The organism is Cupriavidus metallidurans CH34, from assembly GCF_000196015.1.
Lineage (GTDB): Bacteria > Pseudomonadota > Gammaproteobacteria > Burkholderiales > Burkholderiaceae > Cupriavidus > Cupriavidus metallidurans.
This window is the reverse complement of record NC_007974.2, coordinates 129285-150270: the sequence shown is the minus strand read 5'-3', so window position 1 is coordinate 150270 and position 20986 is coordinate 129285. Positions and strand designations below refer to the sequence as shown.

Sequence of the window (20986 nt, the reverse complement as noted above, 5' to 3'; positions counted from 1 at the left end):
CGATAACTTGGTGGGTCTGGTAGGACTTGAACCTACGACCCCCGCCTTATCAAGACGGTGCTCTAACCACCTGAGCTACAGACCCTTGGCTGTAACAGCAAACAAACCGATAAGTGTGAACGCTTGACTTGTGAACACAAGCCTCTAGAAAGGAGGTGATCCAGCCGCACCTTCCGATACGGCTACCTTGTTACGACTTCACCCCAGTCATGAACCCTGCCGTGGTAATCGCCCTCCTTGCGGTTAGGCTAACTACTTCTGGCAAAACCCACTCCCATGGTGTGACGGGCGGTGTGTACAAGACCCGGGAACGTATTCACCGCGGCATGCTGATCCGCGATTACTAGCGATTCCAGCTTCACGTAGTCGAGTTGCAGACTACGATCCGGACTACGATGCGTTTTCTGGGATTAGCTCCCCCTCGCGGGTTGGCAACCCTCTGTACGCACCATTGTATGACGTGTGAAGCCCTACCCATAAGGGCCATGAGGACTTGACGTCATCCCCACCTTCCTCCGGTTTGTCACCGGCAGTCTCTCTAGAGTGCTCTTGCGTAGCAACTAGAGACAAGGGTTGCGCTCGTTGCGGGACTTAACCCAACATCTCACGACACGAGCTGACGACAGCCATGCAGCACCTGTGTCCACTTTCCCTTTCGGGCACCTAATGCATCTCTGCTTCGTTAGTGGCATGTCAAGGGTAGGTAAGGTTTTTCGCGTTGCATCGAATTAATCCACATCATCCACCGCTTGTGCGGGTCCCCGTCAATTCCTTTGAGTTTTAATCTTGCGACCGTACTCCCCAGGCGGTCAACTTCACGCGTTAGCTACGTTACTGAGAAAATGAATCCCCAACAACTAGTTGACATCGTTTAGGGCGTGGACTACCAGGGTATCTAATCCTGTTTGCTCCCCACGCTTTCGTGCATGAGCGTCAGTCACGTCCCAGGGGGCTGCCTTCGCCATCGGTATTCCTCCACATCTCTACGCATTTCACTGCTACACGTGGAATTCTACCCCCCTCTGACGCACTCTAGCCTTGCAGTCACAAGCGCAATTCCCAGGTTAAGCCCGGGGATTTCACGCCTGTCTTACAAAACCGCCTGCGCACGCTTTACGCCCAGTAATTCCGATTAACGCTCGCACCCTACGTATTACCGCGGCTGCTGGCACGTAGTTAGCCGGTGCTTATTCTTCCGGTACCGTCATCCACGCCAGGTATTAACCAGCGCGATTTCTTTCCGGACAAAAGTGCTTTACAACCCGAAGGCCTTCTTCACACACGCGGCATTGCTGGATCAGGGTTGCCCCCATTGTCCAAAATTCCCCACTGCTGCCTCCCGTAGGAGTCTGGGCCGTGTCTCAGTCCCAGTGTGGCTGATCGTCCTCTCAGACCAGCTACTGATCGTCGCCTTGGTGGGCCTTTACCCCACCAACTAGCTAATCAGACATCGGCCGCTCCTGCTGCGTGAGGCCTTGCGGTCCCCCACTTTCACCCTCAGGTCGTATGCGGTATTAGCTAATCTTTCGACTAGTTATCCCCCACAACAGGGTACGTTCCGATGTATTACTCACCCGTTCGCCACTCGCCGCCAGACCGAAGTCCGCGCTGCCGTTCGACTTGCATGTGTAAGGCATGCCGCCAGCGTTCAATCTGAGCCAGGATCAAACTCTTCAGTTCAATCTCTGTGTGGTGCCGAAGCACCTCGCTCTTTCGAGCGGTCGCTCACTCTCAGAAAACTGACTGGCCAGGCTCCGAAGAACCCAACCAACATGTTTTACTGTGCGAGCACTGATAACTTTTGAAGCATCACAGCGACCGAAGTCACCGTGGCGTTCGCCATCAAGCGCCCACACTTATCGGTTGTTTGATTGTTAAAGAACCTCAGCGCCCGGCTTTGCCGGTTCGCTGTCGCTGCCTCGCTGACGTTGCCGTCATTTCGTTGCAGCGGAGAAACGAGATTATGCAGAGCATTCAGCGTTTCGTCAACAGTTTTTGCAGAACTTTTTTCTGCCGGTCAGCGCTGCATCCCTTCGCAACTCCAACCCACTGCCGCCCCGCAACCCTTGTCGCTGCTGCGTTTGCAGTGCGTTTCGTGTTGCGAGGGGGCGAATAGTACGGGACACCCACAGGGTTGGCAAGCACTTTGTCATAAAAGTTTTATGCAATGATAAAAGCGCCGTTTTAATCACTCAATGGGGCGTGATCAACCCTGTATAGAATCTGTGCATCGGCCTCCCCTGGCCCTCTTTCAAAAGGAAGCATCCATGACTATTGAAGCGACGTGGCTGGCAAACTCCGGTGCGAGCTTGTGTGACCTAAGCAATGGCACGGCCCATTGGAAGGCGGATCTCGACGCACCGGCCGGCGATGCGACCCTTCCCAATCCTCATGACCTGCTGGATTCCGCCCTGGCTGCCTGCACCACCCTCACCCTGCAGATCTACGCAAAGCGGAGGAACTACGACCTGCAGGAAGTTCGCGTGACGGTTTCGCATGAAGAGGCGCCCGGCACCTACAAACTGGTGCGACGCCTTGAACTCCAGGGCAATCTTGATGAGAAGGCCCGGGAGGATCTGCTGCGCGTCGCCAACAAGTGTCCGGTTCACAAGGTACTCTCCTCCCAGATCTCGATCGACACCACGCTCGCAGGCTGACACATCTCCGGCGTCTTGATTTAATGAATGATAATCGTTATCATTCATCCCCTCGGGTTCAGACACGCCCGAGTCAGCAAATGGGTTCCCGGACACTTCCCGTGTCCGGCCTTTTTCGCTATCCAGCCATTCTTCCCCTTCGTCATCACCCTGCCCTACTAGGTCGGCAACGTTGCCTGGCAGCGCGACACGCACTTGTCGTCCACTGACCTTGCACCGTCGTTGGGCGCGTTCGCTCGCTTTGTGCGCTGCCCCACGCAGCCAGTGTTGCTACGGGTCGTAGACGCCACCCTACCGCTTTGTCGGCCTGGGGCATCGGCTTACCATGAAGCCAAAAAAGAACATTGGCAGCACGAAGCAAGGAATGCATCAGGAGCGGGGACACCTTGGCGAATTACATTGAAGAGTATTGCGCGCGCATCCGGCAGGGCGGCGCGCGAGGTCTTGCGGAAAAACCCGTCGTCATCGGCCAGGACAACATCTACGCGATGCATTACGTGCCGTACGAGTACTGGAACAACAGTGCGCGGCTCGTGATCGTCAGTACCACGCCCGGGCATACGCATGTCCGGCTTGCAGCAACTGTCACAGAAGAACTGCTGCAAACCCATGCGCCGGGACCACAGATCCAGCGTGAGAACAAGCGCCGCGTGGAGTTGGGCGGGCGGATGGTGCGCCCCAACCTCATACGAATGCTCGACCACTTTCACGTGCCGGCACTGATCAGCCAGCCAGATGCCACGTCCCTGTGGGAAGAGGCGGGCTTCGATTCGATCCAGCCGCTGGCGTTGCTGCCCCACGCCACGACGCGCCGCGGGCTGGCTTTCGACGGTCCGCTGGATGAACTGCTTGACACACCGATGCTGCGTGACGTGTTCCAGCGGGAGTTTCTGGACCGGCTCCCGCAATATCCCCGGGACGCCCTCTACATCGGACTTGGGCGCACGGCATGGTCCGGACTCGAACACGCCGTCCGAGCGGGGCTGCTCCGCCAGCAACAACTGCTGGGCATGATGCCCGTCCCCACACGGGCCGGCAGCATGGTGCGCTACTTCCTGCGCGAGGTCCGGGAAGCCGATCTTTCCCCCAACGATCCGGTCCGGCATCGCATTGCCTGGCTCGATGCCGCCCATCGGGAAATGGAAGCTGGCGTGGAACGGTTGCGCACCGAATCGATACCTTCGGCACAACCTCGCCGGCTCACCGCCTGACCCTGCAACCGAAGTGACCCAGACCCCACGTCGGTAGGGATCAACCCACGCGTCCCACGCCGATATTCCCTCTTGAGGAATCTGACCTCCTCGCATTCCCGATTGGCGGCCCCCGTTTGAGTGCGGAGGGCCGCGATTTTTTTGTGCCGTCGGACTGCCGGCTTCGGCCAGTCGCAAATCCGACACCTTCCATGGAAAATTCCTACACGAACTGCGGAATCGTCGCATTACCGGAGCACTAACGTCTCCCTATACTGCCCCGTCATGTAGTGACCGCCCCATTGAATGGTCGGGCTACCACCAAGGCAGCAAGGCATGGCAAGCATTCTTATCGTCGACGACCACCCAGCGCTACGGCTGGCGCTGCGTACCCAGCTTTCACAACTGCTGGGCGTGACAACCCTTCTGGAGGCCGATAACGGGCAAGGCGCGCTCAACCTGGTCCGGCAGCACAGGCCAGACCTTGTCCTGCTGGATCTCGACATCCCCCGCATGAGCGGCCTGGATGCCGTGCCACGCATACGTGCCCTCCACCCCGCCGTCCGCATCCTGGTACTTTCCGCGCAAGACCCCATCCCGTTCGCAGCACGTGCCTACCACGCCGGCGCACAAGGCTTCGTGAGCAAGACGCAAAACATGGACGCCATCCTCCGATGCGTCGAAAGCGTGCTTGGGGGCTTCACCGTATTCCCGAACAACAACCCTCGCGACAACCCGCGCGAAAGCCGCGTCGTGGGCGACAGCGAAGGACTGAGCAAGCTGACGGACAAGGAAGTGGAAATCCTGCGGATGCTGACCCGGGGCATGAGCAACAAGGCCATCGGCAAGGCGCTGTTCATCAGCAACAAGACGGTAAGCAGCTACAAGACCCGCGTGATGAAAAAGCTGGCTGCGGATTCACTGGTGGACCTGATCGACTTTGCCCGCCGCTGCCGGCTGATTCCATGACGTCCTCCGGCACCCCCTCCGTGCTAACCACCGAGGAATGCCAGGCGTTCGGCCCGGCGCTGGCAAGCGCCGCGCGCGAGGACCCCACCGTGTACCAACTGCTACTGACCCGCCTGATCGACGCCAACCATGGCGATCTCACCGATCTGCGTCGAGCCGCCAAGCTGCGTGACTGGGCTGGCGTGCACCGGAGCATTCATCGCCTCAAGGGCAGTGCGGCGCTGGCCCGATGTCCGACGCTGGTCGCGGCCGGCAAGTCCATCGAGTCTGCGGCGAAGTATCGCAAGGCCGCCGTCGTGAACGCCCTGCTGCCGCGCTACGTCGCCATCGTCACCGAATTCAACGACCGATTGCGCGATTTGCGCAGTAACAGGCGCTCCGCGCCAGGTGGCGGCTTCGTTCAAGGAATTTGATCAAGCCGTCCATCAGGCACGCGTGCAAGTGCCCTGACACGCTGGCAAACTGTGAACCTGCTCCGGCCGCGCCCCCAAGTCATGTCTGCCGCCGGGAGCCTCAACAGTTTAGGCGGGAGACCTTGTCGTGGGTGATTTACAGAGCTTGCTCGATGGTCACGGGCTGATGCTCGTGTTTCTCAATGTACTGGCCGAACAGGCCGGGCTGCCGATTCCTGCCTACCCCATGCTGTTCGTGGCGGGCGCATTGTCGATGCAACCGAACGGCCCCTCGATCGGCACGGTACTGTTCGCCGTGATTGCCGCCTGTCTGATCGCCGACACCGCCTGGTACTTCGCCGGAAAGCGGCTGGGTCAGCCAATGCTGCGCACGATCTGCCGCGTCTCGATCTCACCGGACACCTGCATCCGGCAGACCCAGTCGCTATACCTGCGCGTGGGCCCCCGGTCGCTGATCTTCGCCAAGCTGCTGCCTGGCGCCGGCGCGCTCTCCACGTCGATGGCCGGCATGACCGCCACGCCGTTCCTGACCTTCATCTTCTATGACGCGCTCGGCGCACTGGTATGGGCGGGCGCCGCACTGGTCGCCGGCATGGTCTTCAGCGATTTCGTCGATACGATCCTGGCCGCCTTCAGCGCCTTCGGCCATATCGCCCTCATGGTGGTGCTCGGCGCATTCGCGCTGTTCATCGCCTGGCGATTCTGGATGCGCTGGCGCCTGCTGCGCCGGTCCGGCCTGATTCCGCGCATGACGGTCATGGAATTCGAGCAGCGCCGGGCGGCAGGAGACAAGCCGGTCGTCGTCATCGATGTGCGCGCCCATGGCGCCGCCCCCATCGAGCGCATTCCCGGCTCGATCGTGATGGAAATCAAGGGCCCCTTCGACACGTTGTCCGGCCATGACGCCAGTTCCGACTTCGTGGTTTATTGCGCATGTCCACACGAGATGTCGGCTGCCGTCCTGGCCGAACGCCTGCGCACGGCCGGGTATCCGAACACTTGGGCGCTGGCCGGGGGATTCGACGAATGGAAGCGGCTGCAAGGCACTTCAGGCCTGCCAACCGCCACGCCAGACGCGCCACAGCAGATCATCGCGCACTAGACCCGGCGCCGGAGGCTCCACGCCGCCCTTTCGGTTCCCCTGTCGCTTCCTATACTTGGCCCAAGCCGTTTGTGCACGGAGGGTGACATGCCGGGCGAAGACCATGGTTGGGAAGAGGAAGCCGCGCGCGTGGCCCACCGCCGTCGCGCGCTCGATATTCCCGAGGTAGCAGGAACCGACGGACGCAACCGCGCGCTGGCGCTTTCCGGGGGCGGCATTCGCAGCGCCACGTTCTGCCTGGGCGTGATGCAGGCGCTGGCCGAAGCGCCTGCGCCGGATGCCACCCCGAATGCCACCCCCGAAGCCACCCCCGAAGCCACCCCCGAAGCCACCCCCGAAGCCACCCCCAATACCAGCTCCACACCGGCCGACACCCCGGGCACGCGCTCGCTGCTGGCCCAGTTCGACTACCTTTCGACGGTCAGCGGCGGCGGCTACATCGGATCGTTCTTCACCAGCCTGTTCGTGCCGGGCCGTCTGCGCCGTGGCACCAGTCCGCTTCAGGCCGCGCAGGACGCCTATCGCACGCTGCAGTACGAGCCACCGGGCCGTATCCGAACGGGAGATGTCTACAGCGACGCCCCGGGCCGGGCCGCCGTAGCATGGCTACGCGAGAACGGCCGCTATCTCACCCCGACTGGTGCTGGCGACAACCTGTACGCGGCGGCAGTCATCGTCCGCAACTGGATGGCGATGCAATACGTCATCGGCAGTGCGTTGCTGGTACTGCTGGCCGCCTTGGCATTGGGCCTCCACAAGGCCACCGGGACCTGGCCCGGCTTGTGGCAGGGCGAGATGGACCTCCTGCATGACGCACGCCAGGCCATCAACGACGGCGACCTGGGAATCTGGTGGAGCTCCTACCTCTGGATGCCGGTGGCATCCACCGTGCTGTTCGTGCTACCACCCGGCATCGCGTACTGGCTCGTCTATCCCACATCCGACAATCCGCAGCAGCCGGTGCGTGCGCTCAACGGCGCCGTCCTGCTCACGATGCTTCTCGGCGCGCTGTTCCTTGCGGCATCGCTATGGTTCCAGACGATTGAACCGAACATGCGCGTTGCCTACGCCTGTTTCGTGATCGGCCTGCTGGCGTGGCTCGGTGTGGCCGCCTGCCTGGTCATGCTGATGCCCGCGCCACGCACAGTCACCAACTACCGTGTGCGCGCCACGCGGGTACTGCGTGGCGCGATGGGGTTCACGGCGATGCTGGCCGCGCTGGGCCTGGCCGACACGGTCGCCCGCACGTGCTACCTCTACAGCTTCATGGCGGCGCACCCATGGGCCGCGATCGGCCCGGCCGGCGCGCTCGGCGGCCTGGTGTGGCTGGTCCGCTACGGGGCGACGCTATTCGACGACGGCAAGCAGGGCGCCACGGATTCGGTCTGGCGCTCGCTGCTATCCCGGCTGCCCGTGTCGCTGCTCGCGGGATTGGTCGCCGCACTGGTCGCGCTGCTCGTCTTCGTGCTGTGGTCCTGGATCGTGCTCTGGGTGCGCTGGGACGGCGGCGAGCCCGTCGACTGGCATGTGTTCGGCAAGGCGTGGACCACCGCCGCGCTCGCCACGCTGACGTTGCTGGCGTTGTGCATGGCGATCGTGGTGGGACGCTTCGCGGGCTTCCTGAACTTGTCCACGCTGCAGTCGTTCTACGCGGCCCGCCTGACGCGGGCTTACCTCGGTGCGTCCAACGGCAATCGATTCAGCACCCCCGCGACGGACCGCGCGGCACGCCAGCGCTTCAGCGTGGCCGAGCCCGCGCCGGATGATGCGCTCAGCCTCAACGACTACTACGACCCCCGCGTTCTGGCCCCGCTGCACCTGATCAACGTGACGATGAACCAGACGGTGGACCCCGCGGAGCAGCTCGTTCAACGCGACCGCAAGGGCAAGCCGCTCTGCATCGGCCCTGGACCCGCGCTGGTGCAACCGGGCAATGCCCAGCAGCTTCCCGCCGACGCCTACGTACGCTTCACGGTCGACGGGCAACTCTGCTGCGCGAAATCGCAGCAGCCCGCCGGCGCCGCTACACGTTCGATCGAGATGGCGCAGGCGCGTACCGTCGGCGACTGGATCGCGATCTCTGGCGCCGCGATCTCCACGGGCCTCGGGCGCGCCACGACGCTGGGCACGTCGCTACTGCTCGGGCTGGCCAATCTGCGGCTGGGGATCTGGTGGCCGTCGAACATGGCCGAAGGCGGATCGTGCGCAGTACCGTCGGCCATGCGCCGCCCCGATATCGAACAGCGACTGCATCCGGCGTTGGGCGTGATCACAGGTCTGTTCCGCACGCAGTACTACCTTGCGTGCGAACTGGCCGCGCGCTTCCACGGCACACGGCGACGCTGGCAGTACCTGTCGGACGGCGGGCACTTCGAGAACACCGCCATCTACGAACTGCTGCGCCCCGAGCGCCGTGTCGGCCTGATCGTCGTCTGTGACTGCGGTTGCGACGGGGATTACCGCTTTGGCGATCTTGCCAATCTGATCCGGCTGGCGCGCATCGACTTCGGGCTTGAGATCGTTGTCGATCAGGCGGCGCCGGACGACGCCGTTCTGGGCCCGGTATTCGGCACCCCAGACGACTTGGCCGCCAATGCCCCACCCGAGTCCCGGGACAAGGTCGCCATCCTGCTCAACGTCCATATCGCCGGCCAGGCGGGGGCACCCGACAGCGCGCCGATCACACGCATCGTGCTGCTCAAGCCTCGCCTGACGCCATCGGCGCCAGCGGACGTGCGGCAGTACGGCGCAATGCACCCGGCATTCCCGCAGGAAGGCACGGCCGACCAGTTCTTCGATGAAGCGCAGTGGGAAAGCTATCGTGCGCTCGGCGTGGCCATTGGTCGGCGCATTGCCAGCGGTGCCGTCGCGTCGCGCTTGTTCAGCCACGTGTGATTCGGCCGGGTGTAACGGTGGCCCCACGGCCGTCATGGCTACTTTGCCGCCGCCAGCACGATCTGGCCGGTGTGACTACCATAGCCCGTCCCTGATTCAAGACCTCGCGTGGCATGCGTCGCGCGAGGCATGCAAGCTTTCCCCATGACTCCCTATTCCCTGCTCGACCTCTCGCCCATCATCGAAGGCAGCGACGCCACCCAGGCCATGCGCAACACGCTGAGCCTGGCGCAGCACGCGGAACGTCTTGGCTATCGGCGCTTCTGGCTGGCCGAACACCACAACATGCCGGGCATTGCCAGTGCCGCCACGGCGGTGCTGATCGGGTACGTCGCCAACGGCACCTCGACGATCCGGGTCGGCTCCGGTGGCATCATGCTGCCCAACCATTCCCCGCTGGTGGTGGCCGAACAGTTCGGCACGCTGGCCTCACTCTATCCGGGCCGGATCGACCTCGGGCTGGGCCGCGCCCCCGGCACCGACCAGGCCACGGCACGCGCGCTGCGCCGAACCCTGAGCCACGACTCGGCCGACTCGTTCCCGCAGGATGTGGAAGAACTGCAAGCGTACTTTGATGAGGTGCGACCCGGCCAGCGCGTGCGCGCCGTGCCGGGCGCGGGGCTCAAGGTGCCGCTGTGGCTCCTCGGTTCCAGCCTTTTCGGCGCGCAGCTAGCAGCGGCGATGGGCCTGCCTTTCGCGTTTGCTTCGCACTTTGCCCCGGGCTTCATGCGGCAGGCGGTAGACCTGTATCGCCGCACCTTCCGCCCGTCGGAGCAGCTCGATCGTCCGCACGTGATGCTTGGCCTCAACGTGTTCGCCGCCGAGACCGATGCCGAGGCGCGTCGCCTGTTCAGTTCGCTGCAGCAGCAGTTTCTGGCGCTGGTTCGCGGCACGCCGGGACAGCTCAAGCCGCCGGTCGACGATATCGAGCGTCTGTGGGATGCCAGCGAAGCGGAGCATATCCGCCGGTCCCTCGCCTGCTCGGTCGTGGGAGACCCGGCAACGGTACGCGAGGGCATCCAGCGTTTCGTGGACGATCTGCGGCCGGACGAGCTGATGCTGACCGGCCAGATCTACGACCATGCCGCGCGGCTGCGATCGTTCGAGATCGCAGCCGATGCCATGCGCGCGCTACAGCCCGCATCATCGCAGACGGCGTGATGACGGGAAGTCGTCGATAACAGGAAGGCCAGCAGGTTCAGACCGTTGCCAGCCGGAACGCCGACACCGCACGCATCATCGACTGCGCCTGCTCGGCCAGCGATTGCGCGGCAGCGGCCGCTTCTTCCACAAGCGCGGCATTCTGCTGCGTGACGGAGTCCATCTGCGTCACGGCCTGGCCCACCTGCTCGATGCCGGTGCTCTGCTCGGCCGACGCGGCGCTGATCTCGCCCATGATGTCGGTGACGCGTCTGACCGCGCCAACCACCTCCTGCATTGTGGCGCCGGCCTTGGCCACCAGTGTCGAACCGGTGTCGACCTGCGCCACCGAGTTGTCGATCAGCGTCTTGATCTCCTTCGCCGCATTGGCGCTGCGTTGGGCGAGACTACGCACCTCACCCGCCACCACCGCGAACCCGCGTCCTTGTTCACCGGCGCGCGCGGCTTCCACCGCAGCGTTCAGCGCCAGGATATTGGTCTGGAATGCGATGCCCTCGATCACGCCGATGATGTCGACGATCTTGCGCGAGGCCTGGTTGATCTCGCCCATCGTGCTCACCACTTCGCTGACCACCTCGCCGCCACGGTTGGCGATCTCCGACGCGTTGACGGCCAGCGCGCTGGCCTGCCGCGCATTGTCGGCGTTCTGGCGCACGATGCCGGTCAGTTCCTCCATGCTCGATGCGGTCTGCTCGAGCGCGGCGGCCTGCTGTTCAGTCCGTTGCGAGAGATCGTTGTTGCCAGCCGAGATCTGATGCGTGGCGCTGGCGATGGCGCCGGCCGCGCCGCGGATATCGCCCAGCGTTGCGGCAAGTCGCTCCTGCATCTGCTGCATGGCGGCCAGCACGCTGCGATCGTCGTCACCGCGCACCTGCAGCGGCACGGTCAGGTCGCCGCCCGCGATACGCGTCACTGATTCCACGGCGTAGGCCGGCTCGCCACCAAGACTGCGCTGGACCGTCCGCATGATCATGCCCATCACGGCCGCAATCAGCGCTCCGATCAGCAAGGTACTGGCGATCGCGTTGATCAGGTTGGCGCGGAAGGCATCCTCGATGTCGACCAGGAACACGCCCGTGGCGACGAACCAGTCCCAGTCCGCCACGTAGCGCCCGTAGGTCAGCTTGCGCTTCGGCGTTTCGGTGCCGGGCAGGCGGCCCCGGTAGGTCGAAAAGCCAGCGTCCTCGCCGGTGGTGCGGCGCGCGCCTTCGATAATCGCGCGGTAGACGTACACCCCGTCGGGGTCCTTGAAGTCGCCGACCATATTGCCTTCGGTCTGCGGCAGGCCCGGGTTCAGCACCACCTGCGGCTTGGAATCGACAATGAACAGGTAGCCGTTCTGGCCGAAGCGCATCGCGCGCAGCGCGTCCTTGGCGGCGGCCTGGGCGTCCTCTTTCGACATCACGCCCTTGGCGGCGCGTTCAGCGTACAGCTTGACGATGCCCTCGCCGGTGGTCACAAGCGATTGCAGCGCGTCGCGCCGCTCGGCCATCATCACGGACCGCGCGTGGAAGGCATTCCATGTACCGAGCGCAAGCAGCAGCAACCACATGACGGCAAGCGCCGCCCAGAGTTTGGTATTGAGGGTAAGTCGATTCATGATCCGGCAGGGGGGTTACCTGAGACCTCGTGAATATCGGCACACCGCGGCAAAACCCTTAGTCCGCCCCTGGTCGGGGGTCACGCCACTGGCGCCACGCACCGCCTGCGTGGAGAATGCGTTATCCGCCACGCGAGCGCCCGACGCCTAGCTGCCATGACGTTCACCTTTGTCGAATCTGATCCAACCGAGACCGATCCGCTGCAGGGTGAGCTGGCCCTGCTGGAACACGCGATCAGCACCGGCCCGGTGGCGCAACTCTGGGAGGCGCCGCTCTCGCTCGTCATCCCGCGCAGCTACCTGCGCCAACCGGGTATCGAGGAGGCGCGGGCCCAGTTCGCGGCCCAGGGTTGCCCGGTCTGGCTGCGCATGTCCGGCGGCGGGCTGGTGCCGCAGGGTCCGGGCATCCTCAATGTCAGCCTGGCCTACGCTGTACCCCGGGGCGTGGCGACGTGGATGGAACCGGTCTACCTCCATCTGTGCGAAGTCATCGCCCAAGGGCTGCGCGAGGTCGGCGTGGAAACCCATTGGCAGGCCGTGGAAGGTTCGTTCTGTGACGGCCGCTTCAACCTGGCATGGGGTCCCGGCGATAGCGCCCGCAAGATCGCAGGCACAGCGCAGTACTGGCGCCGCGCCCCAAGCGCGGTGCAGACACCCGACGGTCAGCGGCATCTGGTGCTGGCCCATGCCATCCTGCTCGTGGATGCGGACCCGGTCGAAATCAACGCCCGCGCCAATGCGTTCGAAGCGGCCATCCATAGCGGCCGTCACTACGATCCGGCCAAGGTGGTCAGCGTGCACGAGGCGTCGGGTATCGACGATGCCACCGGCCTGACCGAAACTGTGAAGACGTCGATCCGGAACGCCATCGCGCGCTCGACAGCGCCCGGGCAATAAGCCCCGCTAGTTCTGCGGCGAGAACCTGATATCGCCGTACCAGGCGCGTGCCACGCCGCCCGTGTTGTCGGTATCGGTCAGGATGCCGTAGCCGGTCAGCTTGCCGGGCTTCTCATGAAAGACTTTCTCGAAATCGGCGACGACATTGCGGCGCAGGCTCTGCCATTTGCCCGCCTCGTTACCAACCACGATCATCTGCACCCGGCTGGAATGGGGATTCTCGATGACGGTACCGGGCGCGGCGCTGTTGGTCCAGATGTACATCAACGTGGCGTAAGGCAGACTCTCGCCCAGGGCATGGGCCGCGAACATCTCTGCGCGATCGCCAATCGACAGGCTGTCGACCTGACCGCCGAAGAAGAACACGAGCCGTGCGGGCGAGTCCTCGCGGTCGGCCACGCGATTGTCGGCATTCTGGATCGGCGCGGCCACCTTCCAGCGCCACGAGACGACCGGTGTCTTGTTCAGATCGAAGTCGCCCTCGTGTACCAGCCCGGATGCCGAGCCGCTGGCATCGGCTTCGAGCACCGTGGTACCTTGGTCCGCCACCAGCACATAGCTGGTCATCTTTTTTCCGGGCAAGACCGGCCTGTTCTGCCATCCGCTCGGCAGCCCGCTGCCGGGCCGGGCCGTTGAGAATACAACCCCCGGCTCCACCGTCTGCGCGCGTACCGGCACGCAGTGGAGAACGGTTGGCAGCAGACAGGCCGCCAGCCCCAACAGCCGGGCTTTGGTGAGGATAGACGGCATAGTGACCGTTGATGTCGGGATGCGTTGGACGAGGATGACACGAGCATTCTAGGTGCCTGCCGTGATCGCTGTCGACGCGGCGTCGAAAACAAGAACGCGGGAACGGGAAAGGTCGGTATGGATCTGGTTGTCGGCATCATTGGCTGGCTCTGCGTCGAACTCGTTTTTTATGGCCTGTTCTATGCGATCGGCTGGAGCTTCATCAAGATGGTCACGCTGGGGCGCCACCCGGGCCCATGGCGGGGAGCGGAAGGTTTCGTCGACGCCGAACTCGTGGCATTCGCCGGCATCGTTGTCACGTTGGTCGTGGTCCTGGTCGCCTGGAAATACCTGGCGCCCTGATGCGTCGACGCTGCGCCATCCGCCAATGTGACACTAAAAGATCACATTGACAGTTGCTTACAACTGCGCGTCCGCGCGGTCATGCCGGGGTGATAAGGTGCACCGTCGCGCGGGCCAGCCGGTACCGGCTGGCTGCCACGTATCCTGAGATCCCTTGCCACACCCTAGATTTCGTTCGCTCCACGTGCCTTCATCCGTCCTGATGCGTCGCCTGACGCTCGCCGCAATCGCCACGGTCACCGTGATCGCCGCGCTGGTCGTGCCCCCCGCCCTGGCCGAGGGGACCGTCACGGCGGCGGACGCCGACCAGCCGGCAGCGCTGACCAAGGCCCCGGACGCCGCCCAGGCGCTCGCGCCCGTGCGCTTCCTGCTAACGTTCGACGACGGGCCCGATAGCGGCCCCGACGGCAGCACGCCCGTGATCCTTCGCCAGCTTGCCAACAATCCGATTGCGCCCGGCATCAAGGCCGTCTTCTTCGTCCAGACCGCGCACCGGCGCCGTGGCGGTAGCCCGGAGGGGCAGGCGCAGATGCGCGACACCTGCGCGGCAGGCCACCTGCTGGCCGTGCACAGCGGCCTGCCCGAAGGGCACGTCCCGCACACCCGGCTGACGCCGGAAAAGCTCGCCGACTCGCTGCGCTCTGGTGAGGCCGACATCGTCGCGCAGTGCGGCCACGTCGCCCCCGTGGTGCGGCCGCCCGACTGGGCCCATAACGACGCCACCGAGGCCGTCTATCACCAGCTCGGTCTGGACATGCTGATGGCCGACGCCAACGCGCGCGACGGCAAGATCTACGGCTGGCATATCAGCCTGCGCCGGCGCTCGCACATGGTCAGCGAGCTCGAACGGGTTGGCCGCGCCATGACCACGCACCGGCTCGAACCCGTGGACGGCGTGGTGCCGGTGATCGTTGCTTTTCACGACACCAATGACTTCACGGCGTCGCACATGACCGATTACCTGCAGATCCTGGTCGATGCGGCGCGCGAAAACGGTTTGCCGCTGGCCGATCCGCCGTTCTATACCGATACAGGCGCCGCCGAACAAGCCGCCGTCGCCCGTGCCAAGGCAGGGCTGTACGCACGCGAAAGCTGGCCCTGATCCGGTACATGGTCGGCTTGCCCTTGTGTGAAGCGGGGACATACGGAATCGTCCCGGAAGTGCTACGCTAGTTGCCCGTGGTGCCCTTACCAGGAGAAACACCGTGCCCCGCAAGACCCCCATCGAACGCTACCGAAATATCGGCATCAGTGCGCACATCGACGCTGGCAAGACGACGACGACGGAGCGCATCCTCTTCTACACCGGCGTGAACCACAAGCTGGGCGAGGTGCACGACGGCGCGGCCACCATGGACTGGATGGAGCAGGAGCAGGAGCGCGGCATCACCATCACGTCCGCCGCCACCACGGCGTTCTGGAAAGGCATGGCCAACAACTATCCGGAACACCGCATCAACATCATCGACACGCCCGGACACGTGGACTTCACCATCGAGGTGGAACGCTCGATGCGCGTGCTTGATGGCGCCTGCATGGTCTATGACGCCGTGGGCGGCGTGCAGCCGCAATCGGAAACCGTCTGGCGTCAGGCCAACAAGTACAGCGTGCCGCGCATCGCGTTCGTCAACAAGATGGATCGCGTGGGCGCGGACTTCTTCCGCGTGCGCACGCAGATTGCCGACCGCCTCAAGGGCAATGCCGTGCCGATCCAGATCCCCGTTGGCGCCGAGGACCACTTCAAGGGTGTGGTCGATCTGGTCAAGATGCGCGCGATCGTCTGGGACGACGACAGCCAGGGCGTCCGGTTCGAATACACCGATATCCCGCCCGAACTCGTTGCCACCGCGAAGGAATGGCACGACAAGATGGTTGAGGCCGCGGCCGAAGCCAGCGAGGAGCTGCTCGAGCGTTACCTGAGCGGCGAGCCGCTGTCCGAGGAAGAGATCAAGACCGGCCTGCGCAAGCGCACGGTGGCCGGCGAAATCGTGCCGATGCTCTGCGGCAGCGCGTTCAAGAACAAGGGCGTGCAGGCGATGCTCGACGCCGTGATCGACTACCTGCCCTCCCCGGTGGACGTGCCCGCCATCCTGGGGCATACCGAGGACGACAAGGAAGCCGAGCGCCACCCGAGCGACGACGAGCCGTTTTCCGCGCTGGCGTTCAAGATCATGACCGACCCGTTCGTCGGTCAGCTGATCTTCTTCCGCGTCTATTCCGGTGTGGTCAATTCCGGCGACACGGTCTACAACCCGGTAAAGGGCAAGCGCGAGCGCCTGGGCCGCATCCTGCAGATGCACGCCAACGTGCGCAACGAGATCAAGGAAGTGCGTGCGGGCGACATCGCTGCGGCGGTGGGGCTCAAGGAAGCCACCACGGGCGACACGCTGTGCGACCCGGACAAGGTCATCATCCTCGAACGCATGAGCTTCCCGGAGCCCGTGATTTCGCAGGCCGTGGAACCGAAGACCAAGGCCGACCAGGAAAAGATGGGCATCGCCCTGAACCGGCTGGCGCAGGAAGATCCTTCGTTCCGCGTGGCGACCGACGAGGAGTCCGGCCAGACGATCATTTCCGGCATGGGCGAACTGCATCTGGAAATCCTGGTCGACCGCATGAAGCGCGAGTTCGGCGTGGAGGCATCGGTCGGCAAGCCGCAAGTGGCGTATCGTGAAACGATCAAGGGCAAGGCCCGTGACGTCGAAGGCAAGTTCATCAAGCAGTCGGGCGGCCGTGGACAGTATGGTCACGTGGTGCTCGATGTGGAACCGATGCCGCAGGGCGGCGGCTACGAGTTCGTCGATGCCATCAAGGGTGGCGTGGTGCCGCGCGAGTTCATCCCCGCGGTGGACAAGGGCATCCGCGAAACGCTGGAGACGGGGGTGCTGGCCGGTTACCCGGTGGTCGACGTGAAGGCCACGCTGGTGTTCGGCTCGTACCACGACGTCGACTCGAACGAGAACGCGTTCCGCATGGCCGGCTCGATGGCGTTCAAGGAAGGGATGCGGCGCGCCAAGCCGGTGCTACTGGAACCGATGATGGCCGTGGAGGTGGAAACACCCGAGGAATTCACGGGCAACGTGATGGGTGATTTGTCATCGCGGCGCGGCATGGTGCATGGTATGGAGGACATCGCCGGCGGTGGCGGCAAGATTGTGCGCGCCGAAGTGCCGCTGGCGACGATGTTCGGCTATTCGACGTCGCTGCGTTCGCTGACCCAGGGCCGTGCCACGTTCACGATGGAATTCAAGCATTACGCCGAGGCACCGGCCAACGTGGCGGAAGCGGTGATCAACGCGCGCAAGGTTGGATAAGTCGCGCAGCAGGGCCGACAAACCCGGGGATTTGGACCTGTCCGCTTCCCCAGCCGTAACCGCCGGCCCACCGGCGGCCTTCGCACTTTCAGGAGCGCATCATGATGGCATTTCTTGGCACCGTGTTCGTTGGCCTGATCGTCGGTTTGATTGCTAGAGCGATCAAGCCCGGCGACGACAAGATGGGTTGGATCATGACGATCGTCCTCGGCATTCTGGGGTCGGTGGCGGCGGGTTACGTGGGACGCGCCCTTGGCATGTATCAGCCCGGGCAACCGGCCGGCTGGATTGCCTCGGTGATCGGCGCCATCGTTCTGTTGGCGATCTACGATATGGTCCGGCGCAAAGCCTGAGCCCTGCGCCCTGCGCCATAAACCCGCGGCGATCCCGGAACGGCCGGGATCGCTCAGTTCTCGCAGCGGAGCAGTGTCGCGTCGCTGCCGGGCGCGACCATCGCCGTGATCTGCGGCGCCAGCGAGCGCAGCACCCGCAATGACAATGCGCTGGTGAACGAGTAACGCGCGGCGTAGGGCTCCCGCACGTGAATCGTCACGGTGCCGAAATAGCGATCACCGAGCAGGAACACGAACGTCGCCGAGCGGCTGACCGAGCGCGACGAGATCACGCGGCCACCCGGGCCATAGGTCTGGAAGCGTTGGTCGCCGGTGCCGGTCTTGCCGGCAATGATCAATGGCGCCCCCACCGCCTGCCCCTTCCGATTCAATGGCACGAACGCACCGCTGATGGACTTGGCGGTGCCGTTCTGCACGACATCGAGCATGGATCGCCGCACCAGCATGGCGATCTCCGGCACGATCAGCGGCTTGCCGGGCGCCGGTTGCAGCCGGTAGGCGCTTGCGTAGGGCGTGTCCGACGCGAAGGCCAGCGCGCGCACCGCCGAGGGCTGGGCGTCCACCCCGTTGGCCAGGATGATCCCCGCCAGTTCGGCCAGCGCGGCAGGCCGGTCACCCGATGCGCCGATCGCCGTGCCGTAGGACGGCGTGAGCGAATCGAACGGATAGCCCAGCCGTTGCCAGCGCGTGGCGATCTTCCCAAAGGCCTCGCGTTCCAGCAGCGTGCGAATGCGGCCATCCTGACCGAGCTTGCTGCGCGTCTTGAACAACCATGCATAGACAGTCTGGCGATCGGGCGCGCTCGCCTTCAGGATCTCCTTCAGCGTCGCATCCGGATGCGTGCCCAAATACTCGACCATCCACAGTTCCAGCGGGTGGATGCGCGACAGGTAGCCCCGATCGTTGAGGTTGAACTTGTCGTGGCCGTACTTCACATACAGCGCCTGCAGGTCCTCGTCCGACAGCGTCTCCTTCTGCTTCGGCATCCACTGGCGCAGCGTGCGCGCGTATGTCTCGAAATCGGTGTTTGGCCGCGCGCTCAGTAACGTGACGGACAGCCGCACGGCCGCCAGATGCGGCGTCGGCTGCTTGACCCGGCCGAGCAGCACCTTGAGCCGCTCGTCGTTGTCCTTGCCGCGATAACGCTGGTAGAACGCGGTCATGAACGCCGTACCTTCTTCGTCGGCAAACTGCTCGAGATAAGCGCGACGGCCGGGCGCGTAGCGGTCCTCGAGCAAATCACGTGCGTCAGGGTGCGCCTGGTAAACCTCATAACGCACGATGTCCCGCATCATCCGCACGAACACCAGGTTGACCGAATGCTGGAAACCCACGCGCACTGTCATCTGGTGCTCGCCTTCCCATTTCTCAAAGTTCGAGAAGCTCTGCATGCCACCGCCGGTAAAGAACGCCTCTCCGGCGCTGCCCGAATACTTGCGCTCCATCGCGGCATCGAGCATCGTGGCCAGCCGACGGTCAGCCGGGGATTTCGCGGCGATCAGGTAGTCGACCGCCCAGCGTGTCAGCACATCCTGGCGCGGCACCTGGAGCGCGGTCAGCTCGGCGCGGCTTATGTCCACGTAGCGATCATGCAGTTCGCTGATGATCTCGAGATACGTCACCAGCGTGCGCAGCTTGGCGGTCGACCCGAGATTGAGCCGCGCCCCGGCGTTGATGTCGAACGGCTGGTCAACATTGTCAGTCTGCACGCGCACCACGCTCGCATTGCCAACGCGCTCGAACAGCGTGAAGCTGGCCACGAGACGCGATGGGTCATCGCCTTCGCGTAGCAGGTTCTTGCCATACAGGCCCATCTCGTGCGCGACGCCCTTGTCACGCATCCGCAGCAGCGTATCGGTAACCAGGCGCTGTGCCTCGCGATTGATGGTGCTGTCGACGGTCAGGTCCAGCCGGTCCAGGTCATAGCGGCTGTTGATGCCGATCATGTGCGAGACATCGTTGCTGACCTGGTTGACGGCCTTGCGCGTGACCCACGGCTCGGCGTCCGGGCGTGGCGGCGGTGGGGCCTTGTCCAACGACTGCTCCAGCGCCGCGTCTCTCAACTCCGGCGTGATGACGTTGTTCGCAGCCAGCAGGCGCAGGTAGCTACCTGTCAGCGCATCGAGGTTCGTGTCATCGCGCCGCAGGTGATACGACGGACGCCGCTGCGAGATGATCAGTGACAACGCACGCTTGTAAGCCTGCGCTTCGCGTGGCGTGGGGTCACGCGGATTCATCTGCTGCAGCGCGGCGTTGAACTCGCTGAAATCTTCGCCGTACCAGACGTAAAGCGCGTCGCCGATACCGTTGATCTCGCCGTGGCCAACTCGCGCCGACAGCGGCACGGTATTCAGATAGTCCAGCACGACGTTCTCGCGCACGCGCTGCGTGTCGGGTCCGTCATGGTAGGCGCGCAGTGAAGCGGAGGCCATCTGCCGGAACTTCTCGGAGACCGACTGCGTTTTTCCCTTCGGGGAATGCCGGTACTTCTCGATCTGTGTGGCCAGCGTGCTGCCGCCGGGGGTGTCGTGGTGCCGGTCAGCGAACTTGATGCCCTGGTCGAGTACCGCACGCGACAGCCGGCGCCAATCCAGCGCCGGATTCATCATCGGATACTCGGGATTGAGCAGGTTCTGGTTCTCCACATAGAGCAGCGAGGAGATCAGCACCTTCGGAATCGACTCGAAGTTGTCATATTGGCGCTGCGGGTAGCGCGCGAATGCCAGCGTCAACGCGTTGCAGTCGCGCACTAGCAGACCGGCCTGGTTCTTCTCGCGATAGGGCGGAAAGATGCCGTTGTCCATCAGTCGCACCATGTCGGGCGACATGCGCGCCTGGGAACTGGTCACGTAACCTTGCTTGAGCAGACGCTCGCCAAACTCACCCAGGCGCTCGTAGCCGAGTCGCTCGTCGTAGGGGCCGGAGTGTGGATAGCGGATGCTGTCGCTGGGGCCGGGCTCGATGGAGTACGTCAACGACTGGCCCAGCCGGCTCATGTACCGAGCCTGCCATTGCGAGGTGCGAACCTCATTCGCGACGAGGCTCACAACGATGTAGGTGCCGCCGCATGCGGCGACCGTCATCCCGACGAGAATCCAGCCACGACGTGACACGTTTCGCATCCGGTTGCGCCGGGCCTGCCGTCTCGGCGGGCGTCACCGGCTCATAGCCTCACGCAAGTCGGCCGTCATTTGACGGCCGTGCGTGCTTTTATATTACGCCCAACCGCAGCGGTTTGCCGCAGGGAAGTTGGCTGGCGCACATGGGTGTCAGCCTTCGTGCACTGGGCGCAACAGGCAGCTTGGGAATCACACCCGGAATGGGGATGCGGGAGGCTACGTGT

At 63.9% G+C, this 20986-nt stretch carries 15 protein-coding genes, 1 tRNA gene and 1 rRNA gene; 12 read left to right on the top strand and 5 right to left on the bottom strand.

Annotated elements, in window-relative coordinates:
* Positions 1-8 precede the first annotated feature (8 nt).
* Positions 9-85: transfer RNA gene (locus tag RMET_RS18805), tRNA-Ile, on the bottom strand.
* A gap of 63 nt (positions 86-148) precedes the next feature.
* A 16S ribosomal RNA gene (locus RMET_RS18800) occupies positions 149-1680 on the bottom strand.
* Positions 1681-2267: 587 nt separating this feature from the next.
* Between RMET_RS18800 and RMET_RS18795 the strand changes: the two genes are divergently transcribed.
* The 7 genes from RMET_RS18795 to RMET_RS18765 all read left to right on the top strand — a co-directional run bounded on the left by RMET_RS18795 (position 2268) and on the right by RMET_RS18765 (position 10387).
* The gene (locus RMET_RS18795) at positions 2268-2657 is read left to right on the top strand and encodes an OsmC family protein (RefSeq protein WP_011518147.1); all 390 of its coding nucleotides are present in this window, start codon (positions 2268-2270) and stop codon (positions 2655-2657) included.
* 386 nt (positions 2658-3043) lie between these two features.
* A complete protein-coding gene (locus RMET_RS18790; RefSeq protein WP_029308649.1) occupies positions 3044-3868 on the top strand; it encodes a hypothetical protein in 825 nt (274 codons plus the stop codon).
* Between the two features lie 315 nt (positions 3869-4183).
* Positions 4184-4816 carry a response regulator transcription factor gene (locus tag RMET_RS18785; protein ID WP_008645493.1) on the top strand — a complete coding sequence of 211 codons (633 nt, stop codon included), beginning with the start codon at positions 4184-4186 and terminating at the stop codon, positions 4814-4816.
* Positions 4813-5229, top strand: a complete 417-nt coding sequence (locus tag RMET_RS18780; protein WP_011518144.1) for an Hpt domain-containing protein — start codon at positions 4813-4815, stop codon at positions 5227-5229. Before RMET_RS18785 ends, RMET_RS18780 begins: the two co-directional genes overlap by 4 nt.
* 127 nt (positions 5230-5356) lie before the next feature.
* The gene (locus tag RMET_RS18775) at positions 5357-6331 is read left to right on the top strand and encodes a DedA family protein/thiosulfate sulfurtransferase GlpE (protein WP_011518143.1); all 975 of its coding nucleotides are present in this window, start codon (positions 5357-5359) and stop codon (positions 6329-6331) included.
* A gap of 87 nt (positions 6332-6418) precedes the next feature.
* Positions 6419-9226 (top strand): hypothetical protein, encoded by a 2808-nt coding sequence (locus RMET_RS18770; RefSeq protein ID WP_011518142.1) that lies wholly within the window; start codon positions 6419-6421, stop codon positions 9224-9226.
* A 144-nt stretch (positions 9227-9370) separates the two neighbouring features.
* On the top strand, positions 9371-10387 hold the full coding sequence (locus RMET_RS18765; protein ID WP_035821656.1) for an LLM class flavin-dependent oxidoreductase: 1017 nt from the start codon (positions 9371-9373) through the stop codon (positions 10385-10387).
* Positions 10388-10424: 37 nt separating this feature from the next.
* Here the strand turns inward: RMET_RS18765 and RMET_RS18760 are convergent, their stop codons facing one another.
* A complete protein-coding gene (locus RMET_RS18760; RefSeq protein ID WP_011518140.1) occupies positions 10425-11987 on the bottom strand; it encodes a methyl-accepting chemotaxis protein in 1563 nt (520 codons plus the stop codon).
* A gap of 156 nt (positions 11988-12143) precedes the next feature.
* Between RMET_RS18760 and RMET_RS18755 the strand changes: the two genes are divergently transcribed.
* Positions 12144-12884, top strand: coding sequence for a lipoate--protein ligase family protein (locus RMET_RS18755; protein WP_011518139.1), 741 nt, complete (start codon positions 12144-12146; stop codon positions 12882-12884).
* A 6-nt stretch (positions 12885-12890) separates the two neighbouring features.
* On the opposite strand, the gene RMET_RS18750 is transcribed toward RMET_RS18755, so the two are convergent.
* Positions 12891-13451 (bottom strand): DUF3047 domain-containing protein, encoded by a 561-nt coding sequence (locus tag RMET_RS18750; protein ID WP_029308655.1) that lies wholly within the window; start codon positions 13449-13451, stop codon positions 12891-12893.
* 300 nt (positions 13452-13751) lie between these two features.
* Here RMET_RS18750 and RMET_RS18745 point away from each other — a divergent pair, with 300 nt between their 5' ends.
* From RMET_RS18745 to RMET_RS18730, 4 genes are all read left to right on the top strand, one after another.
* On the top strand, positions 13752-13976 hold the full coding sequence (locus RMET_RS18745) for a hypothetical protein (protein WP_152560301.1): 225 nt from the start codon (positions 13752-13754) through the stop codon (positions 13974-13976).
* 184 nt (positions 13977-14160) lie between these two features.
* Positions 14161-15078, top strand: coding sequence for a polysaccharide deacetylase family protein (locus RMET_RS18740; protein WP_231138537.1), 918 nt, complete (start codon positions 14161-14163; stop codon positions 15076-15078).
* Between the two features lie 103 nt (positions 15079-15181).
* A complete protein-coding gene (fusA, locus tag RMET_RS18735; RefSeq protein WP_008645473.1) occupies positions 15182-17290 on the top strand; it encodes an elongation factor G in 2109 nt (702 codons plus the stop codon).
* A 101-nt stretch (positions 17291-17391) separates the two neighbouring features.
* Entirely contained in the window at positions 17392-17643 is a 252-nt protein-coding gene (locus RMET_RS18730; RefSeq protein ID WP_011518135.1) for a GlsB/YeaQ/YmgE family stress response membrane protein, read from the top strand.
* A gap of 53 nt (positions 17644-17696) precedes the next feature.
* On the opposite strand, the gene RMET_RS18725 is transcribed toward RMET_RS18730, so the two are convergent.
* A complete protein-coding gene (locus RMET_RS18725) occupies positions 17697-20765 on the bottom strand; it encodes a transglycosylase domain-containing protein (protein ID WP_011518134.1) in 3069 nt (1022 codons plus the stop codon).
* Positions 20766-20986: the final 221 nt, after the last annotated feature.

Bases quoted from the DNA above. Each gene is read 5' to 3' on its own strand.
- RMET_RS18760 (WP_011518140.1), bottom strand. From the start codon at position 11,987: ATGAATCGACTTACCCTCAATACCAAACTCTGGGCGGCGCTTGCCGTC.
- RMET_RS18765 (WP_035821656.1), top strand. From the start codon at position 9,371: ATGACTCCCTATTCCCTGCTCGACCTCTCGCCCATCATCGAAGGCAGC.
- RMET_RS18785 (WP_008645493.1), top strand. From the start codon at position 4,184: ATGGCAAGCATTCTTATCGTCGACGACCACCCAGCGCTACGGCTGGCG.
- RMET_RS18730 (WP_011518135.1), top strand. From the start codon at position 17,392: ATGATGGCATTTCTTGGCACCGTGTTCGTTGGCCTGATCGTCGGTTTG.
- RMET_RS18745 (WP_152560301.1), top strand. From the start codon at position 13,752: ATGGATCTGGTTGTCGGCATCATTGGCTGGCTCTGCGTCGAACTCGTT.
- RMET_RS18755 (WP_011518139.1), top strand. From the start codon at position 12,144: ATGACGTTCACCTTTGTCGAATCTGATCCAACCGAGACCGATCCGCTG.
- RMET_RS18770 (WP_011518142.1), top strand. From the start codon at position 6,419: ATGCCGGGCGAAGACCATGGTTGGGAAGAGGAAGCCGCGCGCGTGGCC.
- RMET_RS18780 (WP_011518144.1), top strand. From the start codon at position 4,813: ATGACGTCCTCCGGCACCCCCTCCGTGCTAACCACCGAGGAATGCCAG.
- RMET_RS18750 (WP_029308655.1), bottom strand. From the start codon at position 13,451: ATGACCAGCTATGTGCTGGTGGCGGACCAAGGTACCACGGTGCTCGAA.
- RMET_RS18795 (WP_011518147.1), top strand. From the start codon at position 2,268: ATGACTATTGAAGCGACGTGGCTGGCAAACTCCGGTGCGAGCTTGTGT.
- RMET_RS18725 (WP_011518134.1), bottom strand. From the start codon at position 20,765: ATGCGAAACGTGTCACGTCGTGGCTGGATTCTCGTCGGGATGACGGTC.